Source organism: Glutamicibacter sp. NPDC127525, assembly GCF_042672105.1.
Taxonomy (GTDB): domain Bacteria; phylum Actinomycetota; class Actinomycetes; order Actinomycetales; family Micrococcaceae; genus Glutamicibacter.
Map to the genome: position 1 here is coordinate 1 of NZ_JBHXVN010000006.1, position 22758 is coordinate 22758.

21 protein-coding genes, 2 tRNA genes and 1 rRNA gene are annotated in these 22758 nt (G+C 60.9%); 13 read left to right on the forward strand and 11 right to left on the reverse strand.

The features are described from left to right. The first annotated feature begins 323 nt into the window (after nt 1-323). Together ACFVHU_RS14165 and rrf are read left to right on the forward strand one after the other, a co-directional pair. A complete protein-coding gene (locus tag ACFVHU_RS14165; protein WP_388024931.1) occupies nt 324-1106 on the forward strand; it encodes an SDR family oxidoreductase in 783 nt (260 codons plus the stop codon). A 144-nt stretch (nt 1107-1250) separates the two neighbouring features. Then, nucleotides 1251-1367 (forward strand): 5S ribosomal RNA (gene rrf / locus ACFVHU_RS14170). Between the two features lie 128 nt (nt 1368-1495). Here the strand turns inward: rrf and ACFVHU_RS14175 are convergent. From ACFVHU_RS14175 to ACFVHU_RS14185, 3 genes are all read right to left on the reverse strand, one after another. Further along, a complete protein-coding gene (locus tag ACFVHU_RS14175; RefSeq protein WP_105659109.1) occupies nt 1496-2563 on the reverse strand; it encodes an ABC transporter ATP-binding protein in 1068 nt (355 codons plus the stop codon). A gap of 65 nt (nt 2564-2628) precedes the next feature. Continuing rightward, on the reverse strand, nt 2629-3408 hold the full coding sequence (otsB, locus tag ACFVHU_RS14180) for a trehalose-phosphatase (protein WP_146112911.1): 780 nt from the start codon (nt 3406-3408) through the stop codon (nt 2629-2631). Between the two features lie 41 nt (nt 3409-3449). After that, a complete protein-coding gene (locus tag ACFVHU_RS14185) occupies nt 3450-4913 on the reverse strand; it encodes a trehalose-6-phosphate synthase (RefSeq protein WP_388024933.1) in 1464 nt (487 codons plus the stop codon). A 400-nt stretch (nt 4914-5313) separates the two neighbouring features. Between ACFVHU_RS14185 and ACFVHU_RS14190 the strand changes: the two genes are divergently transcribed. The 5 genes from ACFVHU_RS14190 to ACFVHU_RS14210 all read left to right on the forward strand — a co-directional run bounded on the left by ACFVHU_RS14190 (nt 5314) and on the right by ACFVHU_RS14210 (nt 10227). Next, complete coding sequence (locus tag ACFVHU_RS14190) at nt 5314-6180, forward strand: thioredoxin domain-containing protein (RefSeq protein ID WP_105659112.1); 867 nt, start codon at nt 5314-5316, stop codon at nt 6178-6180. 171 nt (nt 6181-6351) lie between these two features. After that, nucleotides 6352-6425, forward strand: a tRNA-Thr gene (locus tag ACFVHU_RS14195). Between the two features lie 165 nt (nt 6426-6590). Then, on the forward strand, nt 6591-7541 hold the full coding sequence (locus ACFVHU_RS14200) for a DUF808 domain-containing protein (RefSeq protein ID WP_332487740.1): 951 nt from the start codon (nt 6591-6593) through the stop codon (nt 7539-7541). 107 nt (nt 7542-7648) lie between these two features. Then, nucleotides 7649-9298, forward strand: a complete 1650-nt coding sequence (locus ACFVHU_RS14205; RefSeq protein WP_388024934.1) for a class I SAM-dependent DNA methyltransferase — start codon at nt 7649-7651, stop codon at nt 9296-9298. Then, nucleotides 9295-10227 carry a hypothetical protein gene (locus ACFVHU_RS14210; RefSeq protein ID WP_105661589.1) on the forward strand — a complete coding sequence of 311 codons (933 nt, stop codon included), beginning with the start codon at nt 9295-9297 and terminating at the stop codon, nt 10225-10227. Before ACFVHU_RS14205 ends, ACFVHU_RS14210 begins: the two co-directional genes overlap by 4 nt. Before the next feature lie 4 nt (nt 10228-10231). Here ACFVHU_RS14210 and ACFVHU_RS14215 read toward each other — a convergent pair whose 3' ends face one another. Next, complete coding sequence (locus tag ACFVHU_RS14215; protein ID WP_332487736.1) at nt 10232-10849, reverse strand: GNAT family N-acetyltransferase; 618 nt, start codon at nt 10847-10849, stop codon at nt 10232-10234. Nucleotides 10850-11256: 407 nt separating this feature from the next. Here ACFVHU_RS14215 and ACFVHU_RS14220 point away from each other — a divergent pair. Then, nucleotides 11257-11333: transfer RNA gene (locus ACFVHU_RS14220), tRNA-Val, on the forward strand. 56 nt (nt 11334-11389) lie between these two features. On the opposite strand, the gene ACFVHU_RS14225 is transcribed toward ACFVHU_RS14220, so the two are convergent. After that, nucleotides 11390-12436, reverse strand: coding sequence for an LLM class flavin-dependent oxidoreductase (locus ACFVHU_RS14225; RefSeq protein WP_388024936.1), 1047 nt, complete (start codon nt 12434-12436; stop codon nt 11390-11392). A gap of 201 nt (nt 12437-12637) precedes the next feature. Here ACFVHU_RS14225 and ACFVHU_RS14230 point away from each other — a divergent pair, with 201 nt between their 5' ends. Further along, complete coding sequence (locus tag ACFVHU_RS14230; RefSeq protein WP_388024937.1) at nt 12638-14308, forward strand: threonine/serine exporter ThrE family protein; 1671 nt, start codon at nt 12638-12640, stop codon at nt 14306-14308. Here ACFVHU_RS14230 and ACFVHU_RS14235 read toward each other — a convergent pair. Next, nucleotides 14305-15078, reverse strand: coding sequence for a uracil-DNA glycosylase (locus ACFVHU_RS14235; protein ID WP_388024938.1), 774 nt, complete (start codon nt 15076-15078; stop codon nt 14305-14307). The genes ACFVHU_RS14230 and ACFVHU_RS14235 overlap by 4 nt on opposite strands. A 156-nt stretch (nt 15079-15234) precedes the next feature. Here ACFVHU_RS14235 and ACFVHU_RS14240 point away from each other — a divergent pair, with 156 nt between their 5' ends. From ACFVHU_RS14240 to groL, 3 genes are all read left to right on the forward strand, one after another. Then, complete coding sequence (locus tag ACFVHU_RS14240) at nt 15235-15525, forward strand: DUF3263 domain-containing protein (RefSeq protein ID WP_105659120.1); 291 nt, start codon at nt 15235-15237, stop codon at nt 15523-15525. Nucleotides 15526-15567: 42 nt separating this feature from the next. Next, nucleotides 15568-16173, forward strand: coding sequence for a LytR C-terminal domain-containing protein (locus tag ACFVHU_RS14245; protein ID WP_105659121.1), 606 nt, complete (start codon nt 15568-15570; stop codon nt 16171-16173). 296 nt (nt 16174-16469) lie between these two features. Then, nucleotides 16470-18107, forward strand: coding sequence for a chaperonin GroEL (gene groL / locus ACFVHU_RS14250; protein WP_105659122.1), 1638 nt, complete (start codon nt 16470-16472; stop codon nt 18105-18107). Between the two features lie 98 nt (nt 18108-18205). On the opposite strand, the gene ACFVHU_RS14255 is transcribed toward groL, so the two are convergent. From ACFVHU_RS14255 to ACFVHU_RS14275, 5 genes are all read right to left on the reverse strand, one after another. Beyond that, entirely contained in the window at nt 18206-19096 is an 891-nt protein-coding gene (locus ACFVHU_RS14255; RefSeq protein WP_388024941.1) for a DUF4031 domain-containing protein, read from the reverse strand. A gap of 43 nt (nt 19097-19139) precedes the next feature. Continuing rightward, nucleotides 19140-19430 carry a WXG100 family type VII secretion target gene (locus tag ACFVHU_RS14260; RefSeq protein ID WP_038990044.1) on the reverse strand — a complete coding sequence of 97 codons (291 nt, stop codon included), beginning with the start codon at nt 19428-19430 and terminating at the stop codon, nt 19140-19142. Nucleotides 19431-19541: 111 nt separating this feature from the next. After that, nucleotides 19542-21080 (reverse strand): ATP-binding protein, encoded by a 1539-nt coding sequence (locus tag ACFVHU_RS14265; RefSeq protein WP_388024943.1) that lies wholly within the window; start codon nt 21078-21080, stop codon nt 19542-19544. A gap of 52 nt (nt 21081-21132) precedes the next feature. Next, complete coding sequence (locus ACFVHU_RS14270; RefSeq protein WP_105659125.1) at nt 21133-21840, reverse strand: response regulator transcription factor; 708 nt, start codon at nt 21838-21840, stop codon at nt 21133-21135. Nucleotides 21841-21898: 58 nt separating this feature from the next. Continuing rightward, entirely contained in the window at nt 21899-22117 is a 219-nt protein-coding gene (locus ACFVHU_RS14275) for a hypothetical protein (RefSeq protein ID WP_105659126.1), read from the reverse strand. A gap of 254 nt (nt 22118-22371) precedes the next feature. On the opposite strand from ACFVHU_RS14275, the gene ACFVHU_RS14280 reads away from it, so the two are divergent. Beyond that, complete coding sequence (locus ACFVHU_RS14280; RefSeq protein ID WP_038990235.1) at nt 22372-22755, forward strand: cold-shock protein; 384 nt, start codon at nt 22372-22374, stop codon at nt 22753-22755. The last annotated feature ends 3 nt before the right edge of the window (nt 22756-22758 follow it).

A 22758-nucleotide genomic window follows, 5' to 3' on the forward strand; every position in this document is an offset into this window, starting at 1 on the left:
TGAGGGTGTGGGAGAGTAGGTCACCGCCGGACTTAACTTGAGTAGATGGTTTGAGGCCCTGGTACCGTTTGGTGCCGGGGCCTCACCTGTTTAACTAGAAGGGGAGGGGGAATTGGGCAGCTGGTGCTGCTTGGTTCCTCCTCCCCTCCTGCTTTAACCTCGATAGCTGCTAAGCGACTAAGGCAACCCCAAACACTTGACTTAGGCATCATTGTTCAAGGGGCCACTCGAAATGGGCATAGTGTGGGATGTGAGCGAGGCTGCGACTGACTCATCGACGGTGACTCGACTCGTCTTCCAATTGCGAAAGAGGGAAACCGAACGTGAGAACTTATGTCGTTACTGGCGCTGCTTCCGGTATTGGCGCGGCCACTGCAGAATTGATTCGAGAACGTGGGCACAAGGTCATTGGAGTTGATCTACGCGATGCCGAGGTCACTGCTGACCTATCGACGCAGGCGGGCCGGCTAAGCGCCATCAGCCAGACCCTAGAGCATTCCGAAGGCAAGATTGACGCGGTCATCGCGGCCGCAGGCATCTCGGCTCCTAAGGCGATTACCGTCTCGGTAAACTACTTCGGCGTAACCAGGTATCTGGAAGGCCTGCTGCCTGCATTGGGACTCTCGCAGTCACCACGCGTGGCCGTGGTTTCCTCGATGGCCTCGATCCAGCAGAATTCCGCTGAACTCGTTGATGCGTTGCTTGCAGGCGACGAGGAAGCAGCCCTGGCCATTGGTGCAGCCTTGGAAGCCGCTGGCCCGCGATCCGGTTACCTGAATTACCCGTCCTCCAAGCGTGCGCTGAGCCGCTGGGTTCGCCGCGAGTGCATCTCGGAGAAGTGGGCCGGCGCAGGGATCCCATTGAACGCTGTGGCTCCTGGCACCGTGATCACCAACATGACTCGGGACCTATTGGCGACAGAAGAAGGCAAATCGATGGTTGACCAGAATGTGCCGATGCCATTGAACTACCACTCTGAAGCCGTGGTAATTGCCAAGCTACTGCTGTGGCTAACGAGTGCAGAAAATACTCACGTCACCGGGCAAACGATTTACTGCGATGGCGGTGCCGAGGCTACGTTCCGCGGGGACGATATCTGGAGCTAGCCCAATTAGCCGGGTATGGCGAAGGACACTATTGGTAACGCGTTCTGAAGTGGCGCATCCACTGCGTGCTTGATATAGTTATGGAGTTGTCGCAATCGCGAATGACACCGTAGTTTTCCCATGGCTAGCCATGAGGTATAGAGTTACGGCGATCATAGCGTGGGGGAAACGCCCAGATCCATACCGAACCTGGAAGCTAAGACCCACAGCGCCGATGGTACTGCACTCGGGAGGGTGTGGGAGAGTAGGTCATCGCCGGGCATAATTTGCCGAAGGCCCCGAACTTTTGTTCGGGGCCTTCGATGTTTAACCGGACTCTCGCGCAGCGGACTTAAAGCCAATGGCGGCTTGGAGTTCAATTTCCAAGCCGCCATTGGCGCTAGCCAGTATTAGGCGTTGTCCAAGCGCAGACCGCTTTCCGTATCAAACAGGTGCGCGTGCTGCAGATTTGGTGCAATATTGATGCGCTGTCCACGTGCGGGAGGCGTACGGCCGTCAACACGAACCACGACTATCTGAGTTTCGCCGCCTAGCTCTGCCGAACCGTAGATGTAGGCATCTGCGCCGAGCTCTTCAACAACGTCGACAACAATCTCCACACCTTCGCCGGCACCGACAATCTCGATGTCCTCTGGACGGAAGCCCAAGGTGACTCCACCCTGTGCCCCAGGCGCATCGATAACAGCTGAACCGAAAGCAACCTGTCCATTGGCAGACTGCAACTGCACCAGGTTCATGGCAGGGGACCCGATGAAGCCTGCGACGAAGACATTGCGTGGGCGATCGTAGAGCTCACGAGGAGTGCCTACCTGCTGCAACTCGCCGTCCTTGAGTACGGCAACGCGGTCACCCATAGTCAAGGCTTCCACCTGGTCGTGGGTCACGTACACGGTCGTGACACCGAGTCGGCGGGTCAGCGACGCAATCTGGGTACGGGTCTGCACGCGCAGCTTTGCATCGAGGTTGGACAGCGGCTCGTCCATCAAGAACACCTGGGGTGAACGAACGATGGCGCGACCCATGGCCACACGCTGACGCTGGCCGCCAGACAAGGCCTTGGGCTTGCGGTCCAAGTACTTCTCCAGATCGAGAAGCTTGGCTGCTTCCAGCACGCGCTTCTTGCGTTCCTCCTTGTCGACGCCGGCGATCTTCAAGGCAAAGCCCATATTCTCGGCAACGGTCATGTGGGGGTACAGCGCGTAGTTCTGGAAGACCATGGCGATGTCGCGGTCCTTAGGCGGAACGTTGGTCACATCCTTATCGCCAATGAGAATACGACCGGAGTTTACTTCTTCCAAGCCCGCGAGCATGCGCAGGGTGGTGGACTTGCCGCAACCCGACGGGCCGACCAGGACAAGGAATTCTCCATCTTGGATTTCCAAGTCGATAGCGTCGACGGAAGGCACAAGTGCGCCCGGGTAGATGCGGGTGGCCTTTTCAAAGGTCACAGTTGCCATGATGACAATCCTTTCACGGGCAGGTACGTGCCCGACGATCCGTAGTGAAAGTGAGTTGGGACACTTCAGTGTCGCATGGAAATCAGACTTTTCAAAAGGTGTGGTAATTCACTTGGCGAAAGGATATTATGCGCGGCCGCAGTTGGTCCAGGTCCCACCTTGATGCCCAGATCCGCTGCGCCAAGAACCTTGAATCCGTTCTCGTCGGTCACGTCATCACCGACAAAAAGGACCGCTTGGACGTCGAGTACTTCACGCAACCACTGCAGGCTCTGGCCCTTATCGCCGTGATGCACGGTGGCCTCTAGCACCGCTTTGCCTTCAAGCAGTTTGATGCCGTCCAAATCACGTAGCGCCTGCCGCGCCTGTGCCAGGGCCTTGGCGGCAACTTCAGGTGTTGCCTGGCGGACGTGCAGGACCGTGGCCGACGGTTTGTACTCCACGCTGGCGTTCGCGTGCATCGCAGCAACTCGTTCCAGGCGCTTGGTAATTTGCCCGAGCAGCTCGGACTGCCTAGCGGTCAGCGGCTCATCGTGCCAGATCGCGCCCAGCTGTGGCGGAACCAAGCGCTCGGCACCGTGCGAACCAATGCGAATCTCTGGACGAGGTTCAGGATAGACCTCGCTCAAGGACTGCAGGTTACGCCCCGACACCACCGCGGTGTATACCCCGGGACTGGAAGCCAGCTGCTCGAAGGCAGCAGCAGACTCTTCCAGCGGCCGGGCCTCTTGGGGCCGGTCAACCAGCGGGGACATCGTTCCATCAAAGTCCAAAGCAACTAGTACCCGCTGATGGGCAGCAAATTCAGCGAGCGCGGCCTGCAGGGCAGGGTCAAGGTCAGGCAATGGTATTCCTCATCGGAGATCAGGATTCCTGTCGGAATCTTCTAGCGAACGATTTCGTGCACGGAGGTGGCCGCGTTGATCTCGGCCAGCTCGGCTAGGAAATCCTCGGACCACTTCGAGACGTCGTTGAGCGCCAAGTGGCGGTTCATGCGTTTCATCCGGCGTTCCTGCTCTGCCTCATTCATCTGAACCGCTTCAACGATCTTGGCCTTCATCCCGTCGATGTCGTGCGGGTTGACCAGGACAGCCTGGGTCAGCTGATCGGCAGCGCCGGTGTACTCCGAGAGCACCAGTACGCCGCGACCATCCTGGTGCGCAGCGACGAACTCCTTGGCCACCAGATTCATCCCATCGCGCAGGGCCGTGACCAGCAGGACATCGGCTGCCAGATACATGGCGATCATTTCGCGCAGCGGATAGGACTGGTGCAGGTAGCGCAGGGTGGTGTGGCTCAGGGTGTCATGCTGGCCGGTGATCTGCCCGACCATGAGCTCGACCTGGTCACGCAGCTCGATGTAGCTGTCCACATTTTCCCGGCTGGGGCTGGCTACCTGGATCAGGCAGACATCACCGGCGCGCAGAGTCTGGTCGGAGAGGAGCTCGCCATAGGCCTTCAGGCGGTGGCGAATGCCCTTGGTGTAGTCCAAGCGGTCCACGCCCAGCATGATGGTTTTCGGATTGCCCAGCTCATGGCGGATCTGGGCGGCACGGGCAATGATTTGCGGATCGCGCGCGAGCTTGGCGATTTGCTCGGTATCGATGGAAATTGGATGCGCATTGGCGCGGCAGAGATTCTGCATGTCGTTACCGGCTGGGGGCGAAGCCACATCCCCCTTGGTGGAGTAGTCGGTGAACCGGCGCAAGCAGCGCAGGAAATTGCTCGCATCGGTTTCGCGCTGGAACCCGACCAAGTCCGCGCCGACCAGTCCCTGCAAGATCTGGGTGCGCCAGGGCAGCTGCGAAAACAGGCTGGCCGCCGGGAACGGTATGTGCAGGAAGAAGCCGATTTTCAGATCGGGTCGCGCCAGCCGCAGCATCTGCGGAACCAGCTGCAGCTGGTAGTCGTGGACCCACACGGTAGCGTTCGGGGCCGCGATTTCCAGTACGGCATCGGCGAATCGCTGGTTGATCCTCTTGTAGCGGTCCCACCAGGTGCGGTGGTACTCCGGTGGCACGATGACGTCGTGGTAGAGCGGCCAAAGCGTCGAGTTGGAGAAGCCCTCGTAGTAGAGGGTCAGGTCATCCTCATCCAGGGGGACCGGAACCAGATGGATGTCGTCCTTGTCGAAGCTCTCCAGCTTCTCGCCGATACCGCCATGCCAGCCTACCCAGGCACCTTCGGACGCAGCCATGACCGGTTCCAAGGCGGTAACCAGACCGCCGGGCGAACGCTGGAATCCTTGCGATCCGTCAGGGTTGGTGATGCGGTCCACCGGAAGGCGGTTGGCTACAACCACAAAATCGTAGGAATTTTCGGTCTTTGTACTCGGCGCTGGGGTACCCACTGCAAACCTCCTGGTTTGTTCAATCTGGTTCACCGGCGTGGTGCAGATTCGTCGGTTCTGAGTGAATGACATCTCGTCAAATTTCCTCGCTCTTGCTATTTAGCCTAGTGAAAACTGACTGCTAAGGGAACGAAGGGACGGATTTCTCCGTCATATGGGCTACTTCTGCGCATGTGCCGCGTGGTCAGCAAAGAACCGGCAGCAAAGAAACGATATCCGCCGATGACTTGGTTTAACGCTCAACTTAAGGTTTTCGAAGCACTTTGGGTGCTGTATGCGAAAGATATGTGAGTCCTGTGAAGGTGGGGGAATCTTGAGTTTTCAAGGATATTGGCGCTCGGAGTTGGCTAAGCTTGACTCCAGATGATAGTTGTCCGCTGACCAAGGAACCGCCAAATTTATGTCTACAAATAACCCGCGCCCATCGAAGGCAGAGCGAACCGCGAGTGCCCGAGAGAAGGCGGCGCAGATGCGTGCCGCTCAAGATGCCGCTCAGAAGCGCAAGTCGCTTTTCGTGAAGCTGGGCGTATTGGCCGCAGTCATTGTGGTCATCGCACTGGTAGTTACCTTGATCGTGCAGAACAACAACGCAAAGGTGGCAGACTCCGGCGCCGTGCCGCAGGGCGCTACCGCAGCCGGTGGCATCATGGTCACCTCGCCGGACACTGTCGCAGAGAAGTCCATCGAGAATGTGGATATCAAGACGCTCGAAGCACCTGCCGAGGCGCCATCGCCTGCTACCCCACGCGACCTGACGGTGGCTGAAAAGGGCGAACCGATCAACATCGCCATGTACGTTGACGCCAACTGCGTTCACTGTGCAGACTTCGAGGCTACCTACGGGGACCAGATCGAGGAATGGCTGGCCAACGGCGACGTCACCGTTGAATACCGCAACGTCGGCTACCTTGACCGTGGTTCAGCAACTAACTTCTCCTCGCGCGGCGCCAACGCATTGGCTTGCGTCGCCGACGAAAGCCCAGAAGCCTACATGGGCTTCGTCAAGGCGCTGTGGGGCCACTACCCAGAGGGCGAGATGAAGAACGCCGAGCTGGCCGATCTGGCGATCCAGAATGGCGCTGCGCAGTCCGTTGAAAGCTGCATCGCAGATGACAAGTTCCGTCCATTCGTCCAGTACACCACTACTGCCGGCCAGTACGATGGCGTGGCTGGCACCCCATCGATCTTCGTCCAGGGCAAGGTAGTCGATCTGGCAAAGGAAGACTTCCCAACCGCAGTGAAGGAAGCAATCGCAGCCAACAAGTAAGTCGAACCGGTAGCCTCTGGACAATTGTTCGGGATCCGGTAGTATCCTTATTGATCTCGCACCCCGACCGATGGGAAGGAAGCCAATGCTGGCTTCCTTCCCATCGGCATTTAACTCGGAGCATCGCCAATTCGCAGTGCCGCAGGGTTTTCGGATATTCTTATTCGGTACGCCCCCTTAGCTCAGCTGGCCAGAGCGTCTGTCTTGTAAACTGAAGGTCACCGGTTCGAATCCGGTAGGGGGCTCTGACCTGGTCCTGGACCAGCAACGGGAACCGTGTCCATGAATCTTCGTGGCGCGGTTTCTTTTTTTTAGCCCCAGATCTTGCCCGAGCCAGCGTCGCGCCTATGGCAGGCTCAAAGATCCCGCCGGTAGAATTTTGCGCAGAACCTATATTTGAGGAGCCGACCATGGCCGGAGGCCTTGCAGCACTATTGGACGACGTGGCGGCGCTGGTGAAAGTCACCGCGGCATCGCTTGATGACATCGCGCTGGGCGCTGGCAAGGCCAGCACCAAATCGCTAGGCGTCGTCATCGACGATGCGGCAGTCACGCCGCAGTACGTGGCCGGGCTCTCGCCCAAGCGCGAGCTTCCAATCATCTGGAAGATCGCCGTTGGGTCTATCCGGAACAAGATGCTGTTCATCCTTCCGGTGGCGCTGGTCCTATCGCAGTTCGCTCCATGGGCGCTGACCCCGATCCTGATGATCGGTGGCGCCTATCTGGTTTTCGAAGGCGCCGAGAAGCTGCTTGAGGCGATGGGCGCGATCAAGCACCACACTCCGGGCGGCAAGGAGGGAGTGCGCGACGAGAAAGCGATCATCGGATCGGCAGTGCGCACAGACCTCGTGCTTTCCGCGGAGATCATGGTCATCTCGCTGAACGAGGTGTCCCACGAGCCGTTCTTGAATCGCGCGCTGATCCTGATTGTGATCGCCATCCTGATGACCGTCGTGGTCTATGGCGCCGTGGGCTTGATCGTCAAAATGGACGACATCGGACTGCACATGGCCGCCAAGCCGCGCCAGCTCACGCAGAAGATCGGGCGCGGCCTGGTCAAGGCGATGCCCATCGTGATGTCCATCCTGAGCAAGGTCGGCGTGATCGCGATGCTCTGGGTCGGCGGGCACCTGCTGCTGGTCGGCATGGATGAACTGGGCTGGCACGCACCGTACGGCTTCGTGCACCACGTGGAACTGCTGGTCCACGACGCGACCGGCCAGGCCGGCGCCGTGCTGGGCTGGCTGGTGAACACCGCCTTCTCCTGCCTTGCCGGTTTTATCATGGGTACCGTGATTACCGTCATCATCCTGGGCATCCAGAAGCTGCGCCACAAGGGCAAAGCCGAAGCAGACCACTAGGAACAGGAATCAGCCAGATGCCCGCGCACGTAGAATAGAGAAGTTGCCGCCCGGACTCGGTCTACCGGTCCAGCCCAACTGTCTGGCCTACGTGGAAAGATCGATGCGTGTTGAGTAGAGAATTGACAGATCAGGCCACCGCCCGCCATGCGCGCGGAGCCTACTTCACCCCGGAACCCGTTGCCAGCTTCATGGCGCAGTGGGCGCTGGGGGAGCAAGGATCCAAGGTCCTGGAACCCTCCTGCGGTGAAGCGCAATTCCTTGCCGCTGCCCATCCGGTGCTTGCAGATGGCCGAGACCGGGTCGAGCTGGTGGGCCTGGAACTGCACGAACCATCGGTGCAGGCCGCCCGTGAGCGGATGAGCGCCGCCGGGATCGACGCGCGCATCGAGCACGCCAACTTCTTCGAGGTCACCGGCAACGCCGAGTTCGACGCTGTCATCGGCAACCCTCCCTACGTGCGCTACCAGCTGCACCGCGGGGCCGACCGGCAGCTCTCGCGCGCCGCGGCCAAAGCCTCGGGCGTGGAATTGAATGAACTTGCCAGCATCTGGGCCGCTTTCGTCGTGCACGCCACCAGCTTCCTTGCCGTCGGCGGGCGCCTGGCCCTGGTGCTTCCGGCAGAGCTGATGTTCGTGAACTATGCCGGGCCTGTCCGCCAGATGCTGCTTGAACGCTTCGCCAGCGTGCACCTGGCCGTCTTCGAAGAACGCTTGTTCGCCGACGCGCAGGAAGAAGTGGTGCTGCTGCTGGCCGAGGGCTACCGCGAAGGGGCTAGCGGTTCCTTCAACCTGCACCAATTCCGCAATGCGCTGGATCTGCAAGCCCTGGGCGAAGGCACCCGCCACACCCCGGTGCGCATGAACGAGCGCTGGACCGGTTCCCTGGTCGGCCTTGAAGCCCAGGGGATCCTGTCGGCGGCACTGGCCGCCGGCCGGATGGCGCCGCTGCAGTCCTGGGGCGAAACCTCGCTGGGCGCGGTCACCGGCAATAATAAGTGGTTCACCCTCTCGGCCCAGCAGATCCAGGACCTGGGGCTGGCCTGCGAGGACCTGATCCGGATCTCGCCTCCGGGCTCGCGCCACCTGCGCGGGCTGGAATTGAGCGAGGACGGCTGGGAAAAGCTCGCCGAGCACGGGGCAGCTGCCTACATGTTCCGCCCCGGCGCGGAACCCAGCGGCGCCGGTGCGCGCTTCGTGGCCAGCGGTGAACTGCAGAACGTCGACCAGGCCTATAAGTGCAAGGTGCGCTCGCCGTGGTGGCGGGTGCCGGTGCTCTCGGTGCCGGACCTGTTCATGACCTACATGAACGCCGACACCCCGCGGTTGACCGCCAACGAGGCCGCGGTGCACCACATCAACTCGATCCATGGGGTGTACCTCGGCGCCGATGCGCGCGAGCTGGGCCGCGAGCTGCTCCCGGTGGCATCGCTCAATACCCTGACCATGCTCGGAGCCGAAATGGTGGGCCGCTCCTACGGCGGCGGCATCCTGAAGCTGGAACCGCGTGAAGCCGACCAGCTGCCGGTCCCGGCGATCGGCATGGTGCAGCGCTATGCCCGGCAATTGCGTGCCATCAAGCCGGCGGTGCGTGAACTGCTGGTGCAGGGGCGCAAGCAAGAGGCCACCGACCTGGTGGACGGCGTGGTGCTCGAGCAGCTGCTCGGCTTGGAGCCGGATGCGCTGGAGGCGGTCCGCACTGCGCGAATGAATATGCTCGAACGCCGCAAGGCCAGAAGCAAAGCCGTGAGGGGATGAACGTGGCCAATCCTGCGATCGAAAAGACCTTGGCCTTTGCCGAATTCGATACCACGTTGATGTCAGCGGCGAAGGATTCGCCCTGGCTGGGCAATGGCGCGGTAACCGAGGAATTCAACCCGTCCTTCCCGGTGCTCGAACGCCTGCTGAGCATCCCGGTCCGCAACAAGGCGGTCACCCGATCGGGCCGCTTTGCCCAGGGCGTGGACGCATGGCTGGCCCATGAATTGCGCCGTGCCGGATTCGATGCGGATCTGGTGTGGCCGCGTCCCGAGGCGCCCCGGGTCTTGTCCAGCGACATCCTGGAACTGCTGCGCAAGCTGCCGGAGCGGCTGGCCGACGAGGTGCACGAGTCCATCATGGCGGGCAAGGCGGGCAGCATCGACGCGCGCATCCTGGGCCGCGCCTACATGAAGCAAACCGACGTGGTGATGACCCATTGGTCCACCGGTCCCGAGCTGCTGCTCAGCACCAAGGCGATGACCTCATCCTTCGGCAAGAACCTGGCCAACCGCTATGAAGAGGCCTATGGGGATGCGGCTAACCTGCGGGCCCGCTACCCGCTGGCAGCCGTCGGGTTCTTCTTCGTGCAGCGTGCCACGATCCTGGAATCCGAGCCGGCCGCCTTCCGCCGCACCGTGGACATGATCCGCAAGCTGCGCGACTTCGGCGACGGCTTCGGGTACACCGCCACCGGCCTGCTGCTGGTGGATTGGGATGAGAGCGCGGAGCATCCCGAAGTGAAATGCGTCCACGCTCCGGTGCCCGCGGATATTGCCGCGCCGCAGTTCCTCAACGCCATGGTCGATGCGGTCCTGAAGGTCACCCCGATCGACCTGCACGAGGCCGCTCGCGCTCGCCGGGCCGGAGAAGTTGCCCCGCTGCCGGGCCACGGCTCCGTGGACGAACAGCAGGACGCCCTGTTCTAGGCGGTCACATCACCGGCACGGCGGAGGCCGAATCATCGGATCCGAACTGCGCGGCGAATCCCTGGACCGGGGCCGGGCCGGCCATGAGGCTCGGGGCCGGCATCGCACTTTCGGGAAGGTGGATGGCCACGTGGTCCTCGGAGGCCTGCGGCAATTGCGCGGCCCACTGCCATGCGGCCTCGGTGGCCCGGTAGATGAACTTCAGCTGCCCATCGTGCTCGAAGCTGCGCTCGCGCTGCCACAGTTCCGAGCGCTCGTAGAAGGCCCAGGATGCCGGGTTCTGCGAATCGATGACGCTGATCGGAGTTTTGCCCGAACGCAGCGCGTGGGCAAGGCGCAGCGACGTCGCATGCTGGCGGATGCCCAGGCGGCGGTAGTCCGGGCGCACGGCCATGCAACCGAGCTCCACGGCGTTCATCGAAGAAGTCGGGGCAATGATGGAATCATGCACGAGGCCTGCGGCAACCAAGGTGCCCTGGTCGCGCACGGTCACAAGCAGCGAGAGCCGGTCGAACTTCTGGTTCCAACGCTGGTCGACCAGGGGGTAAAGGGTCGCTAATTCGGCGCGCTGGGCCGGCTGAACGCATAGGGATGACAAGGAAAAGTTCAGGTTTTCAAACACTGGGTACGGTCCTAAATTCTAAGAACGAACGAAAGATGAGGCTTTTGCGCGGTGGAAAAATCCACTGCGCGGTTTCGTTGGCCTTGAGGGGACCGATGCCGGCGGCTTCCGGCAACTTCCTTGTAGGGTCCAGTTTGAGCTCGATGAGCTAGAAAAATTATGGAGTCTAAAGTCCCTTTTTGACAAGTGGAAATGGGTACTTTTAGGTGAATCGCAAATAAACTATTCGGCGCTGTTTTTCTGCTCTACTCATTGCCTGAACCGCGACTGTTCGAACCTGCGCTGGAAGCGGCATTTCGGTGTTCCGGGGACGGATTCCGGGCGCTGGAACCGGTGGCCGATTTGGAGTGAGGTCCACGGCCCGGTAGGATTGCTTATGCGCTTGGCTTGCAAGTCAGGGCGCAGATGGATCTTTAGCTCAGTTGGTTAGAGCGTTCGCCTCACACGCGAAAGGTCGCTGGTTCGAGTCCAGTAAGATCCACCAAGAACGAAAGCCACCGCAATGCGGTGGCTTTCGCTGTTTCCGGGACAGCCAGGATCCTAGGCGCCAAGCAGCAGGTGCACCGTGGGCTTGACCTCTTCTCCGAGCAACTTGATGCTGTTCATCATCGCCTCGTGCGGCAAGGAACCGGCAGAGTACTTGATGTCAACGCGCGACAAGCCCAGCTGCTGGGCCACCTTGGCCATCTTCCGTGCCACAGTTTCCGGGCTGCCGGCCATCATGGCTCCCTCGGGCCCCATGGAAGCCTGCAAGCGCATCTTGCTGGCCGGCGGCCAGCCTCGTTCGGCGCCCAGCCGATTCATGGTGCGCTGGTAATGCGGCCAGAGGGTTTCCAGGGCCTCCTGGTCGGTGGAAGCCACCAAGCCATGGAAGTGCGCCGAGACCGGCAATTCTCCATGGCCGAACTCCTTCAGCGCACGGCGGTAGAGGGTGGCCAAGCCTTCGAAGGCCGAGGGCTGGCCGCCGATAATGGCCAAGCACAACGGCAAGCCATGCCGGGCCGCGCGGGTGACCGACTGCGGGCTGCCACCCACACCCACCCAGGTGGTCAAGGGCTGGTCTTCCAGCAGCGGGTAGATCTGCTGGTTGCGCAAGGCGGCGCGGTGCTTGCCCTGCCATGAAACCGGCGTGCCGTGGCGGAGCTTGGCCAGCAGATGCAGCTTCTCTTCGAACAGGTCCTCGTAGTCTTCAAGATCCAGGCCGAAGAGCGGGAAGGATTCAATGAAGGAGCTGCGGCCTGCGATGATCTCCACTCGCCCGTTGGAGATCGCGTCCAAGGTGGCAAAGCGTTCGTAGACGCGCACCGGGTCGTCGCTGGAGAGCACGGTCACCGCGGTGCCGAGCTTGATGCGCTGGGTAGTGCTGGCCAGGGCGGCCAGAACGATTTCGGGGGAGGAGATGGCATAGTCATCGCGGTGGTGCTCGCCGACGCCGAAGAAATCAAGGCCCGATGCTTCGGCCTGCTGCCCCTCGGCGATGACATTGCGGATCACCTGGGCGTGGCTCAGCGGGTTGCCCTGGTCATCCTCGGTGATGTCGCCGAAGGTCTCGGCTCCGATTTCTGGCAATGGGAACTGCGTATTCATTGGATCCTCCGGATTATATGCAAACACATCTAACTTCTGCATGGTGCAACCAACTGCCGAGCGCCGGTATTCCAGTGGCCGAAAATACCCTTAAATGTGTTCGGCGATACCTCCCGAATTCGCCACGTTCCCGACAACTTTTCATGCACGGGTTGTATGGTGAATCCCATGGGAAAAACTTTGGATGAGGGGGCATGATTCGTGGCGCATCGATCTAGCGAGGAACAGGCCGCCTCGTCGAATGCCGTCGGCGAGGATCCGGCTCCGCTAGCTGGCGTCTTGCCCCGCATTGCCACTAGTGAGATCAACATGGGCTTCCATCCTGCAGAGCCCGCCGAAGAGCCGGCAACGGCATCTGAACTACCGCTCAATACGGCGGTCAGCGCCAACGTGGCGGCTGCCGATGTCTCGGATATCGAGTGGCGCACCGGCCAGGTCCACACCACCGATGAGGGCATTACCCTCATGCCTACCCGCGCCAACCCGGTGGCCCGTCGGCTGCTGGCGAAAATGTGGATCTCGGATACCCCTCCCACCGAGGCGCTGAACATCGTTGAGCGCCTGCAGGGCACCCCCTACGCCAACCCCAAGGTCAATGTGGACCAGGACGCGTCCAACCGGCGCACCATGGAGTTCGCGCTGGATTTGGGCGAGACCTTGATCCGCTACGGCGCAGGCGCCTTGGAAGTGGAAACCAGCGTGATCGCGGTGACCGCGGCACTGGGCTTGAGCCACTTGGATGTGGACATCACCAACCAGTCCCTGCATTTGAACTACAGCCCGCCGGACGCCGAAAGCTACTCGGTGCTGCGTGTGGTCCGCTCCTACACCTCGAACTACGCCGGCATGGTGCTGGTGCACGAACTCGTCTCGGACATCATTGCCGGCGGCGTATCGCGATCCGTTTCAGCGAAGCGGTTGAAGGACATCACGCGGCAGCCCAAGCCGTTCCCGCGCTGGATCGTCGCCTCCGGCCGGGCCGTGTTCGCGGCCGCGTTCGTACTCTTCATTGGCGGCTCGTGGGCTGGGGCGCTGGTGGCGATGCTGTCCTCGAGCCTCGTGACGCAGATCGGCCGATACGGCTCGCGCTGGAGAGTGCCCGAGTTCTTCACCATCGCGGCCTCGACATTAGTGGTCACCGGCATTGCCTTGCTGGGGCACCAATTCCACGCTCCGCTGGATCCGGCGCTGGTGGTCTCTGGCGGCATCTTGCTGCTGCTTCCGTCGGGCAGATTCGTTTCGGCATTGCAGGATGCCATCAACGGCTTCCCGGTGACAGCGGTAGGCCGGTTGTTCTCGGCCAGCCTGATCTACGGGGCGATCCTCTGCGGAATTGCTACGGCCCTGGTGATCTCGGATCTGCTCGGGGGAGAGAAGGTCGACGTTCACCAGATCGTCCAAACCGACTATCCGGCCTGGCTGCTGGTGGTCTTGGTGGGCGTGGCCATTGTCGCCGGTGCGGTCACCGAGCAGAGCGCGCTGCGCCTGCTGCTGCCTACCGCCGGCATTGCGGTCGGCGGCTACCTGGTGCAGCTGCTGGCCGAAAGCATAGGACTCGGAGACCGGGCTACCCCGGCGCTGGTCGCCACGGTGATCGGTTTCGCCGCGCGGCTGGCGGCGGACAAACTCGGCTCCCCGCAGCTGGTGCTAGCGGCTCCTGCGGTCATGTTCCTGCTTCCGGGCCTGATGATCTTCCGCGCGATGTACGGCATCGTCATCAACGTCAATGACACCGCCACGGGACTGGTGGAGATGTTCAACGCCATGGCGATCATGCTCTCCATCGCTGGCGGCGTCGTCTTCGGCGATACGCTGTGCCGTCCATTGACCTCCAGCGCCCGGCGTGAGCGCCGGCGGATCCGCCGGCGCTAAGCTTTCGGCAACGACCAGTCAATCGGCTTCTGTCCGCGGTCGGACAGGAGCCGATTGATGCTTGAGAAGGGCTTGGAGCCGAAGAACCCGCGCGAGGCTGAGAGCGGCGAGGGATGGGCGCTTTGCAGCTGCACGGCGTTGGACAGGGACTCGGAGAGTTTCTGCGCATGCTTGCCCCAGAGCAAAGCCGCCGGAGGCCGCGGACGGTCATTGAGCGCGGTGAGGATGGCATGCAGAATTGGCGCCCAACCCAGCTTCTGATGCGAGCCGGCATTTCCAGCGGCTACGGAGAGCACCTGGTTCAACAGCAAGACGCCTTCTGAGAGCCATGGACTGAGATCCGGATGCGCAACCGGCTCCAGCCCCAGATCGGACTGCAATTCCTTGTAGATATTGGCCAAGGAGCGCGGCAGCGGACGCACCTGCTTGTTGGCCGCGAAGGCCAAACCATTTGCGTGGCCGGGTGTCGGATATGGGTCTTGGCCAATAATTAGGACCTTGACTTCGGACAATGGCAGGGTCAGTGCGCGGAACATCACCTCCGGTGCCGGCAGGATCTGTTCACCGGCCGCCGAACGGGCCGCCAAATCGGTGGCCAGGGAACGCAGCAACGAGTCCTGCTCGCTAAGTGCCCGAACCCAGTCTCCAGCGATAAACCCGTGGTCGGCCATGGATTGGGCGCCATGGTAAAACGGGAAATCCGCCGCTTCGTACACTGGTGTCCGAGCTGGCTGGGGTGCATCGAAAAGTGCTGGCTGCAAATCGTCCATAGGGATAATTGTGCCGTTTTTCTGGCGTGCCTGTGCTCGGCCACACGGTGTTAGGCAAGCAGATTGGTTAGAATATCGGTGGTATGTCTACCGATGGTGGATTACATGCATAACCGAAACCCGAGAAAACTGGTCCAAGGACAGAGGTGAGAACGTATGGCTGAGAATGAATTGCTGGTGGATTTCGTCATGAACCCGGATTCGGAATTGGACGAGCGTTCGCAACAGATCCTCAACCTGGAAAAGTTGTGGTGGAAGTATGCCGGGGCCAAGGAACAAGCCATTACCAAGCAGTTTTCGATGTCGCCGACGAATTACTACCAGCTGCTGAACCAGCTGATTGAAACCGACGCGGCACTGGCCTACGACCCGATGTTGGTCAAGCGCCTGCGCAGAGCACGTTCCACAAAACGTCGCGTGGGCGGTAAGGTCGGCACGGGACGATAACCCTGCCTGCCGTGACCAATCAGACCTCGAGCAAGGACAAGAATGACCAACTACCCGCGTGACGAATTTGATCGCGTTCCGGAGTTCAGCACCCGTGTGGGTTCGCACCACGCCCACGGATGGGCGCAGTCCGCCGCGTCGAAGTCAACCGGTGGGAAATTGCGCTGGGTAGTGCTGACCGCTGTACTCGTGCTGGTGATCGGTGCCTTGTCCTTCATCTTCGGCCCTCAGCTCAAGGAGACCCTCGCGACTTCCACGGGAAGCGACACCTCGCAAACCCAGGAAGTCACCGCTGAGCCTTCCGTGGAACCCACACCTAGTGAATCCGCATCGCCAACGAGCACCATCGATGACGAAGACGTGCTCTACGGCCAGCTGATTGGCGTGTACAACGCGGCAAGTGTTGCCGGTCTGGCTAATGAAGGCGAAGACGCCATGGCCGAAGCCGGGTTCACCAGCATTGTGGCCGACAACTGGACCAGGCCCGCAGAAGTCTCCACGGTTTATTACATGTCCGAGTCCTACCGGACTACCGCTGAAAAAGCTGCAGAAATCCTGAATATCGACGAAGTTCTGCAGACCAGCAACATTCCGAACCGGGTCACCGTGGTTCTGGGCTCCGATGACACCCTGGGGCTAAACGAATAATTCGTTCATAATTCCATTCGCTCAGAGCCGATCGGCTTGCACTCGCCATGCGAGAGTGCCAATATTTGTATTAGCACTCATGCGTTGCGACTGCTAACGCCGGTCGGCTTTTGCGTTCTCCAAGAACTTCATGAAGCACCGGACAGCGGATGCAGGGCGTGGGAGTGGAAAATACCTCAGATAGCGAGAGCTGAAACGGTTGCTGGCCCGATGCCGCACCGGTCCACTCGTCCGTCGCGGGCGCTGTCTGTCGGTTGCATTTTCGCAAAATCGTCCCGAAAGGACCGTACGCCACAATGGCTAAGATGATTGCATTTGACGAGGAAGCACGCCGCGGACTTGAGCGCGGCCTGAACACCCTTGCTGACGCGGTGAAGGTCACCCTGGGCCCACGCGGCCGCAACGTTGTTCTGGAAAAGAAGTGGGGCGCTCCTACTATCACCAACGACGGCGTGTCCATCGCTAAGGAAATCGACCTCGAAGAGCCTTACGAGAAGATCGGCGCAGAGCTGGTCAAGGAAGTTGCCAAGAAGACCGACGACGTCGCTGGCGACGGTACCACCACCGCAACCGTGCTGGCACAGGCACTGGTCAAGGAAGGCCTGCGCAACGTTGCCGCAGGTGCTGACCCAATCGCACTGCGCCGCGGTATCGACAAGGCCGTAGAAGCTGTTACCGCTGAACTGTTCGCCGCTGCGAAGAAGGTCGAGTCCAAGGAGCAGATCGCTGCTACCGCTTCGATCTCTGCTGGCGATCCGGAAATCGGCGCGCTGATCGCTGAAGCTCTCGACAAGGTCGGCGAGCAGGGCGTTATCACCGTTGAAGAATCCAACACCTTCGGCCTGGAGCTGGAGCTGGCAGAGGGCATGCGCTTCGACAAGGGCTACATCTCCGCTTACTTCGTCACCGACGCTGAGCGCCAGGAAACCGTTCTTGAGGACCCTTACGTACTCATCGTGAACTCGAAGATCTCCTCGGTCAAGGACATGGTGACCTTGCTGGAGAAGGTCATGCAGTCGAACAAGTCGCTGCTGATCATCGCCGAAGATGTCGAGGGCGAAGCCCTGGCTACCCTGATCCTGAACAAGATCCGCGGCCTGTTCAAGTCCGTTGCTGTCAAGGCTCCGGGCTTCGGCGACCGTCGCAAGGCCATGCTGACCGACATCGCTATCCTCACCGGCGGCCAGGTTGTTTCCGAGGAAATCGGCCTGTCCCTGGACAACGTAGGCCTGGAAGTCCTCGGTACCGCCCGCAAGGTCGTTATCACCAAGGACGAGACCACCATCGTCGAAGGTGGCGGCGAAGCCGACGCCATCGAGGGACGCAAGGCGCAGATCGCAGCCGAGATCAAAAACACCGACTCGGACTACGACCGCGAGAAGCTGCAGGAGCGCCACGCAAAGCTCTCCGGCGGTGTCGCTGTGCTGAAGGCCGGCGCTGCTACCGAGGTAGAGCTCAAGGAGCGCAAGCACCGCATCGAAGATGCCGTGCGCAATGCCAAGGCAGCTGTTGAAGAAGGCATCGTCGCCGGTGGTGGCGTTGCACTGATCCAGGCTGGCGCTGCAGCATTCGAGAAGCTGGTTCTGGAAGGCGACGAAGCTACCGGTGCGAACATCGTTCGCGTTGGCATCGAAGCCCCGCTGAAGCAGATTGCCCTGAACGCTGGCATGGAGCCAGGCGTTGTCGCTGACAAGGTCAAGGGCCTGCCAGCAGGCCACGGCCTGAACGCTGCAACCGGCGAATACGTGAACCTGCTCGAAGCTGGTGTCAACGACCCAGTGAAGGTGACCCGTTCGGCACTGCAGAACGCGGCATCGATCGCTGGCCTGTTCCTGACCACCGAAGCTGTTGTCGCAGATAAGCCAGCTCCTGCTGGCGCTGCCCCAGCCGGTGGCGATGACATGGGTGGCATGGGCGGAATGGGCGGCTTCTAAGCTTCCCGCACGCACTAGCACGCAGTAATCGCGCCGATGGCCCGGATCCTTTCGAGGGATCCGGGCCATCGGCCGTTTAACGTGGGACAAGCGTTGCACTATAGCCAGCTGTGCAACAGCTCCAGCTCGGTGCCCAAATTGTTCCGCGCGCGCTGCTCCCAGCGCCGGGATCCGGCTTGGGTGCCGTAGATCAGTTCTTTCTCCAACAAGCCGCTGAGGATCTTGCTGCGCCCGGAAGCAAGCACATGGCGGGGAAGATGCCCGTACTCCTTGTAGATCGCCTCGGCGTAGCGCTGGTAGGCCGGAGCGGGGCGGGCCAGGACCTCCAGATCGGCATCGCAGAGGATATGGCCCAAGCGATCGGTTTCTGCCGGGGCATGCTTGGCGGTGAGCATGACCAGCCCGCTGACCTTCGATACGGCACCAGGGGAGAGGACTCCCCATAGCCGTTCACGGGCCAAGGTGGCCGACTTGAACTCGTCCTCGCTGGTTCCTGCGTAGACGGCGTCGTGGAACCACGCAGCGATTTGGAGCAGCATGAGCTCTTCGGGATCGGCCTGGCCTTCAGCCAGCCAGTCGATGGCTTCGAGCACGGAGAGCAGATGCACCCGGTCGTGGTAGTGGCGATGGCTCTCGGACCAATAGCCCAACAGCTCGGTTCCGAGCTGAGGCTCGGTGGGCAAGGTGCGGGACCACCGCCGGGTGAGGACGGTTCCCAGCTTCTCCGGGCGGTATTTGGCTGGTATCCGAATCCCGGACTTGACCAGTGCACGGACCAGCTCGGATCCCGAGACTTCTAGGGCGCCAGCTGCCACGAGCCGATCGTAGCGTTCGCGAGGCACATCGTAGTGATCCCGGTCGAAAGCTCGGCGGGAGATTTCTTGCTGCCCGGCGAACTCATGGAGTTCAGCCAATGAAGTATCCGACACCAAGTGGGCAAAGAGCGTGCCGTGGGCAGGCCAGCGCGGCGGGTCGATCAGAATGCTCATAAGGCTAAGCCTACTGATCAACCGGCCGTCGCGTCTGCGGTTTTCAGTAACGGAACAGCGAGGTGTTGACCTGCTCGACCTCTTCGTACTGCATGGAGGCATGGTTCAAGGCCGTGGCAATGCTGCTCAGCGCCTCTTCGATCTGCACATGGGTTGAGCGCCATTCGGCCACGATCGACTGGAAGGAGGCCGCGGCGGAACCCTGCCAGGTGCTTTGCAACTGGTCCAAGTTCATTTGCATGGTCGAGACCTCATTGCGTAGCCGGTCGATGGTGTTCATGACGGCCTGGGATTTAACCTGCATCTCGCCGGTGTTGGTGGAGAACGTACTCACTGGAATCGTCCTTTCTGGAATGAGCGGTTTGATCACTGATGCACTCACCTTAGAAACACCACACCCCGTGCCGGGCAAAACCGGCACGGGGTGTGGAGAAAGCCATCGGCGCTAGTCTTCCGTATCGTCGACTTCCGGTGCTTTCGGTTCGCGCAGCGGCACGTAGGGCATGGAGATGGACATCGTGGCGCCACCGCCAGGGGTATCTGCCAACGCCACCGAACCTCCGTGCTGCTGGACGATGGCCGCAACAATGGCCAAGCCCAGGCCGGAACCGCCGGTCTCGCGTTGGCGCGAGCTATCGGAGCGGTAGAAGCGTTCAAAAATGCGCTTGGAATCCTCGGCCGGGATGCCCGGGCCGTGGTCGCGGATTTCAACGACCGCGTCCAGCGTTCCAGCCACCAATGAACGCACGCCGACGGCAACTTCCAAGGGAGAACCTTCCGGGGTGTAGCGCAGCGCGTTGGTGAGCAGGTTGGCGATGATCTGCCGGATGCGGGCATCATCACCGACGGTGCTCGCTGGGCTGGGGCGTTCGGACACGAGCCCCACAAGTTTGACGGTACGGTCCGGTGCACGGACCTTGGTGTCTTCCACCGCGTCCTGGCCCAGGACCAGCAAATCCACTGGCTGCTTTTCCATGGGGCGTTGCTCGTCCAGGCGGGCGAGCATCAAGAGGTCCTCAACCAGACGGGCCATGCGCTTGGATTCGCTTTCGATGCGGCCCATCGCCGAGTCCATGGCCTCCGGATCCGCCAGCCCGCCGTAGCGGTAGAACTCCGAATAGCCCTGGATGGTGACCAGCGGGGTTCGCAGCTCATGCGAGGCGTCCTGGATAAAGCGGCGCATCTTCTGCTCGGAAGCCTCGCGGTCGTTGAACGCCTTTTCAATTTGGGCCAGCATGGCGTTGAGCGAGCGCGAGAGCCTGCCCACTTCGGTCTCAGCGGGATAGTCCTTCACGCGCTGGGACAGATCGCCATCGGCGATCATCGACGCGGTGCGCTCCACATTGATCAGCGGCTTGAGCGAACGCCCGGTGAGCCCGTAGGCGATCATCGACATCAGCAGGGCCGCAAGCGTGCCGGTGGAGAGCACCAGCACCGCAGTTTGGCTGACGGTACGGTTCACATTATCCAGCGGCATGGACAAGAACAGGTTCAGCTCGCTGCTCTTCAACGGGATCATCACCGTACGCCAACCAGCGGAGGTGGGGAAGGCGCCGGGGACCGTAGCAGGGGAGTTCGGGTGGGCTGCCAGCTGCTGGATCTGTTCCATATTAAGCAGCGGCAGATCCGTGCCGTTGGAAGGACCGACCCTCGAACGCGGCATCACGTAGACGATCTCGCCGTCCTGGTCGCGAATGTCAGCGTAGGCGCTGCTGAGCCCGAGCAGCGTGGCATCGACATCCAAGGCGTCATGGCTGCCGTTGTCCTCGTTCAAGGAGTAGAGGTAGGCCTTGTTGAGCCCGTAGGCCATCGTCGACTTGGACACGTTCAGCTGCTTGTCGATCTGGCTGGTCATCGCGATCCTCAGCGTATGCGCTGAACCGATAGCGGTAGCGAAGATCGCGACGATCATCAGTCCAAACATGACCGCGACCAGTTTGGTCCGCAACGAGGTGCGACGCCACTGGGCTCGAAATGACTTCATATGCTGACTTTACAAGGCCTTCAATTATTGGCGCGGACCGTTACGTGTGCCGTTAGCGGCGGTCTGGGGTGCGCATCAGGTAGCCCACGCCACGCTTGGTCTGGATCAGTGCAGGCCACTCCGGGCGGTCGACCTTGCGACGCAGGTAGGAAATGTAGGATTCCACGATCGAGGCATCGCCGTTGAAGTCGTATTCCCAGACATGGTCCAAGATCTGCGACTTGGACAGTACGCGGTTCGGGTTCATCATCAGGTAGCGCAGCAGCTTGAACTCGGTGGGGGACAGGTCAATGATCTCCCCGGCACGGCGCACCTCGTGGGCGTCGTCATCCAGCTCAAGGTCGGCCACGATGATGGTCGCGTTCTCGTCCTCGCCATTGGCGGTACGGCGCAGGACGGCACGGATGCGGGCGACGACTTCATCCAGGCTGAATGGCTTGGTGACGTAGTCGTCGCCGCCGACGGTCAAGCCGGTGACCTTGTCGCTGGTGTCGTCGCGCGCGGTCAGGAACAGCACCGGGAAGTGGCGGCCAGCGGCGCGCAATTTCCGGGTAATGGTGAAACCGTCCATGTCAGGAAGCATGACGTCCAGGACGGCCAGGTCCGGCTCTTCGGCTTCAACGGCGGCGAGGGCTTCGCGTCCGTTGGCAGCAGCGACAACTTCGAAGCCTGCAAAGCGCAGGGAAGTGGAGAGCAGTTCGCGGATATTCGGCTCGTCATCGACAACGAGAAGTTTTGCCTCAGCAGTTTTTGGACTCATGGATTACAGTGTGCCGAAGAAGTCTGGGAGTCCGCTGAGTGAATGCTGAAGCGAGTGGCTAGCTTTTTCGGCGCCTGGCGACGTTTCCGAAGACCACGATGGCGGCCAGAATGAATGCCGTTGGCAAGCCCAAGCGCGCAAAGAGCATCAGCAGCGGCGGGATGGCGATCTCCTGGAAGTAGAAGACGAGGGTTCCGACCAGCGCCAAGGCGGAAAGGATGGCGATGATGATCGCCAATCGGGAAAGTGCAGTCATGGTTTTGGATGAATCGCTCACGCTACCAAGTTTAGCCCCGGAGCCATGGGCGACAGGCGGAATGCGAAGATTGCCGGGCAAAGATGAATTCACCGCACGAGAGATGACATAATCTTAGATAAAGGACTTGAAGCGATCCAGCAGATTGAGCACCCGGCAAGAAGCAGAGAAGAATTCCGGCAGTGGCTCCGCCGGATCGCACATATGAATATGCATGGCGCTGAGCAGGCCTCGGCCATGCAGCTTAGCTACAAGAACGAACGAGGTAAATGATCATGCCTAGCGGCAAGGTTAAGTGGTACGAAAAGGCCAAGGGCTTCGGCTTCATCACCGCCGAAGATGGCAAAGAGATCTACGTCAATGCCGCGGCATTGCCCGAAGGCGTGCATGACCTGCGCCCCGGAACCCGCCTGGAATTCGGCGTTGCCGAAGGCCGCCGCGGTCCACAGGCACTGAGCCTGCGCTTGCTCGAAGCCGCTCCATCGGTCGCACGTGCCAAGCGCAAGAAGCCCGAAGACGAGGCAGTGCTGATCGAAGATCTTATTAAGCTGCTCGACAACGTTTCCAATAGCTTGCGCAATGGGCGTTATCCTGAACAGGCATATGGCAAGAAGGTTGCTACCGTACTTCGTGCGGTAGCCGACGATCTGGACGCATAAATA

What these genes read in the sequence shown, in the direction of transcription:
- ACFVHU_RS14210 (WP_105661589.1), top strand. Translation starts at nt 9,295, where the DNA reads ATGAACGTGGCCAATCCTGCGATCGAAAAGACCTTGGCCTTTGCCGAA.
- ACFVHU_RS14240 (WP_105659120.1), top strand. Translation starts at nt 15,235, where the DNA reads ATGGCTGAGAATGAATTGCTGGTGGATTTCGTCATGAACCCGGATTCG.
- ACFVHU_RS14255 (WP_388024941.1), bottom strand. Translation starts at nt 19,096, where the DNA reads ATGAGCATTCTGATCGACCCGCCGCGCTGGCCTGCCCACGGCACGCTC.
- ACFVHU_RS14235 (WP_388024938.1), bottom strand. Translation starts at nt 15,078, where the DNA reads ATGGACGATTTGCAGCCAGCACTTTTCGATGCACCCCAGCCAGCTCGG.
- ACFVHU_RS14280 (WP_038990235.1), top strand. Translation starts at nt 22,372, where the DNA reads ATGCCTAGCGGCAAGGTTAAGTGGTACGAAAAGGCCAAGGGCTTCGGC.
- ACFVHU_RS14245 (WP_105659121.1), top strand. Translation starts at nt 15,568, where the DNA reads ATGACCAACTACCCGCGTGACGAATTTGATCGCGTTCCGGAGTTCAGC.
- ACFVHU_RS14200 (WP_332487740.1), top strand. Translation starts at nt 6,591, where the DNA reads ATGGCCGGAGGCCTTGCAGCACTATTGGACGACGTGGCGGCGCTGGTG.
- ACFVHU_RS14175 (WP_105659109.1), bottom strand. Translation starts at nt 2,563, where the DNA reads ATGGCAACTGTGACCTTTGAAAAGGCCACCCGCATCTACCCGGGCGCA.
- ACFVHU_RS14190 (WP_105659112.1), top strand. Translation starts at nt 5,314, where the DNA reads ATGTCTACAAATAACCCGCGCCCATCGAAGGCAGAGCGAACCGCGAGT.
- ACFVHU_RS14225 (WP_388024936.1), bottom strand. Translation starts at nt 12,436, where the DNA reads ATGAATACGCAGTTCCCATTGCCAGAAATCGGAGCCGAGACCTTCGGC.
- ACFVHU_RS14265 (WP_388024943.1), bottom strand. Translation starts at nt 21,080, where the DNA reads ATGAAGTCATTTCGAGCCCAGTGGCGTCGCACCTCGTTGCGGACCAAA.
- ACFVHU_RS14270 (WP_105659125.1), bottom strand. Translation starts at nt 21,840, where the DNA reads ATGAGTCCAAAAACTGCTGAGGCAAAACTTCTCGTTGTCGATGACGAG.
- groL (WP_105659122.1), top strand. Translation starts at nt 16,470, where the DNA reads ATGGCTAAGATGATTGCATTTGACGAGGAAGCACGCCGCGGACTTGAG.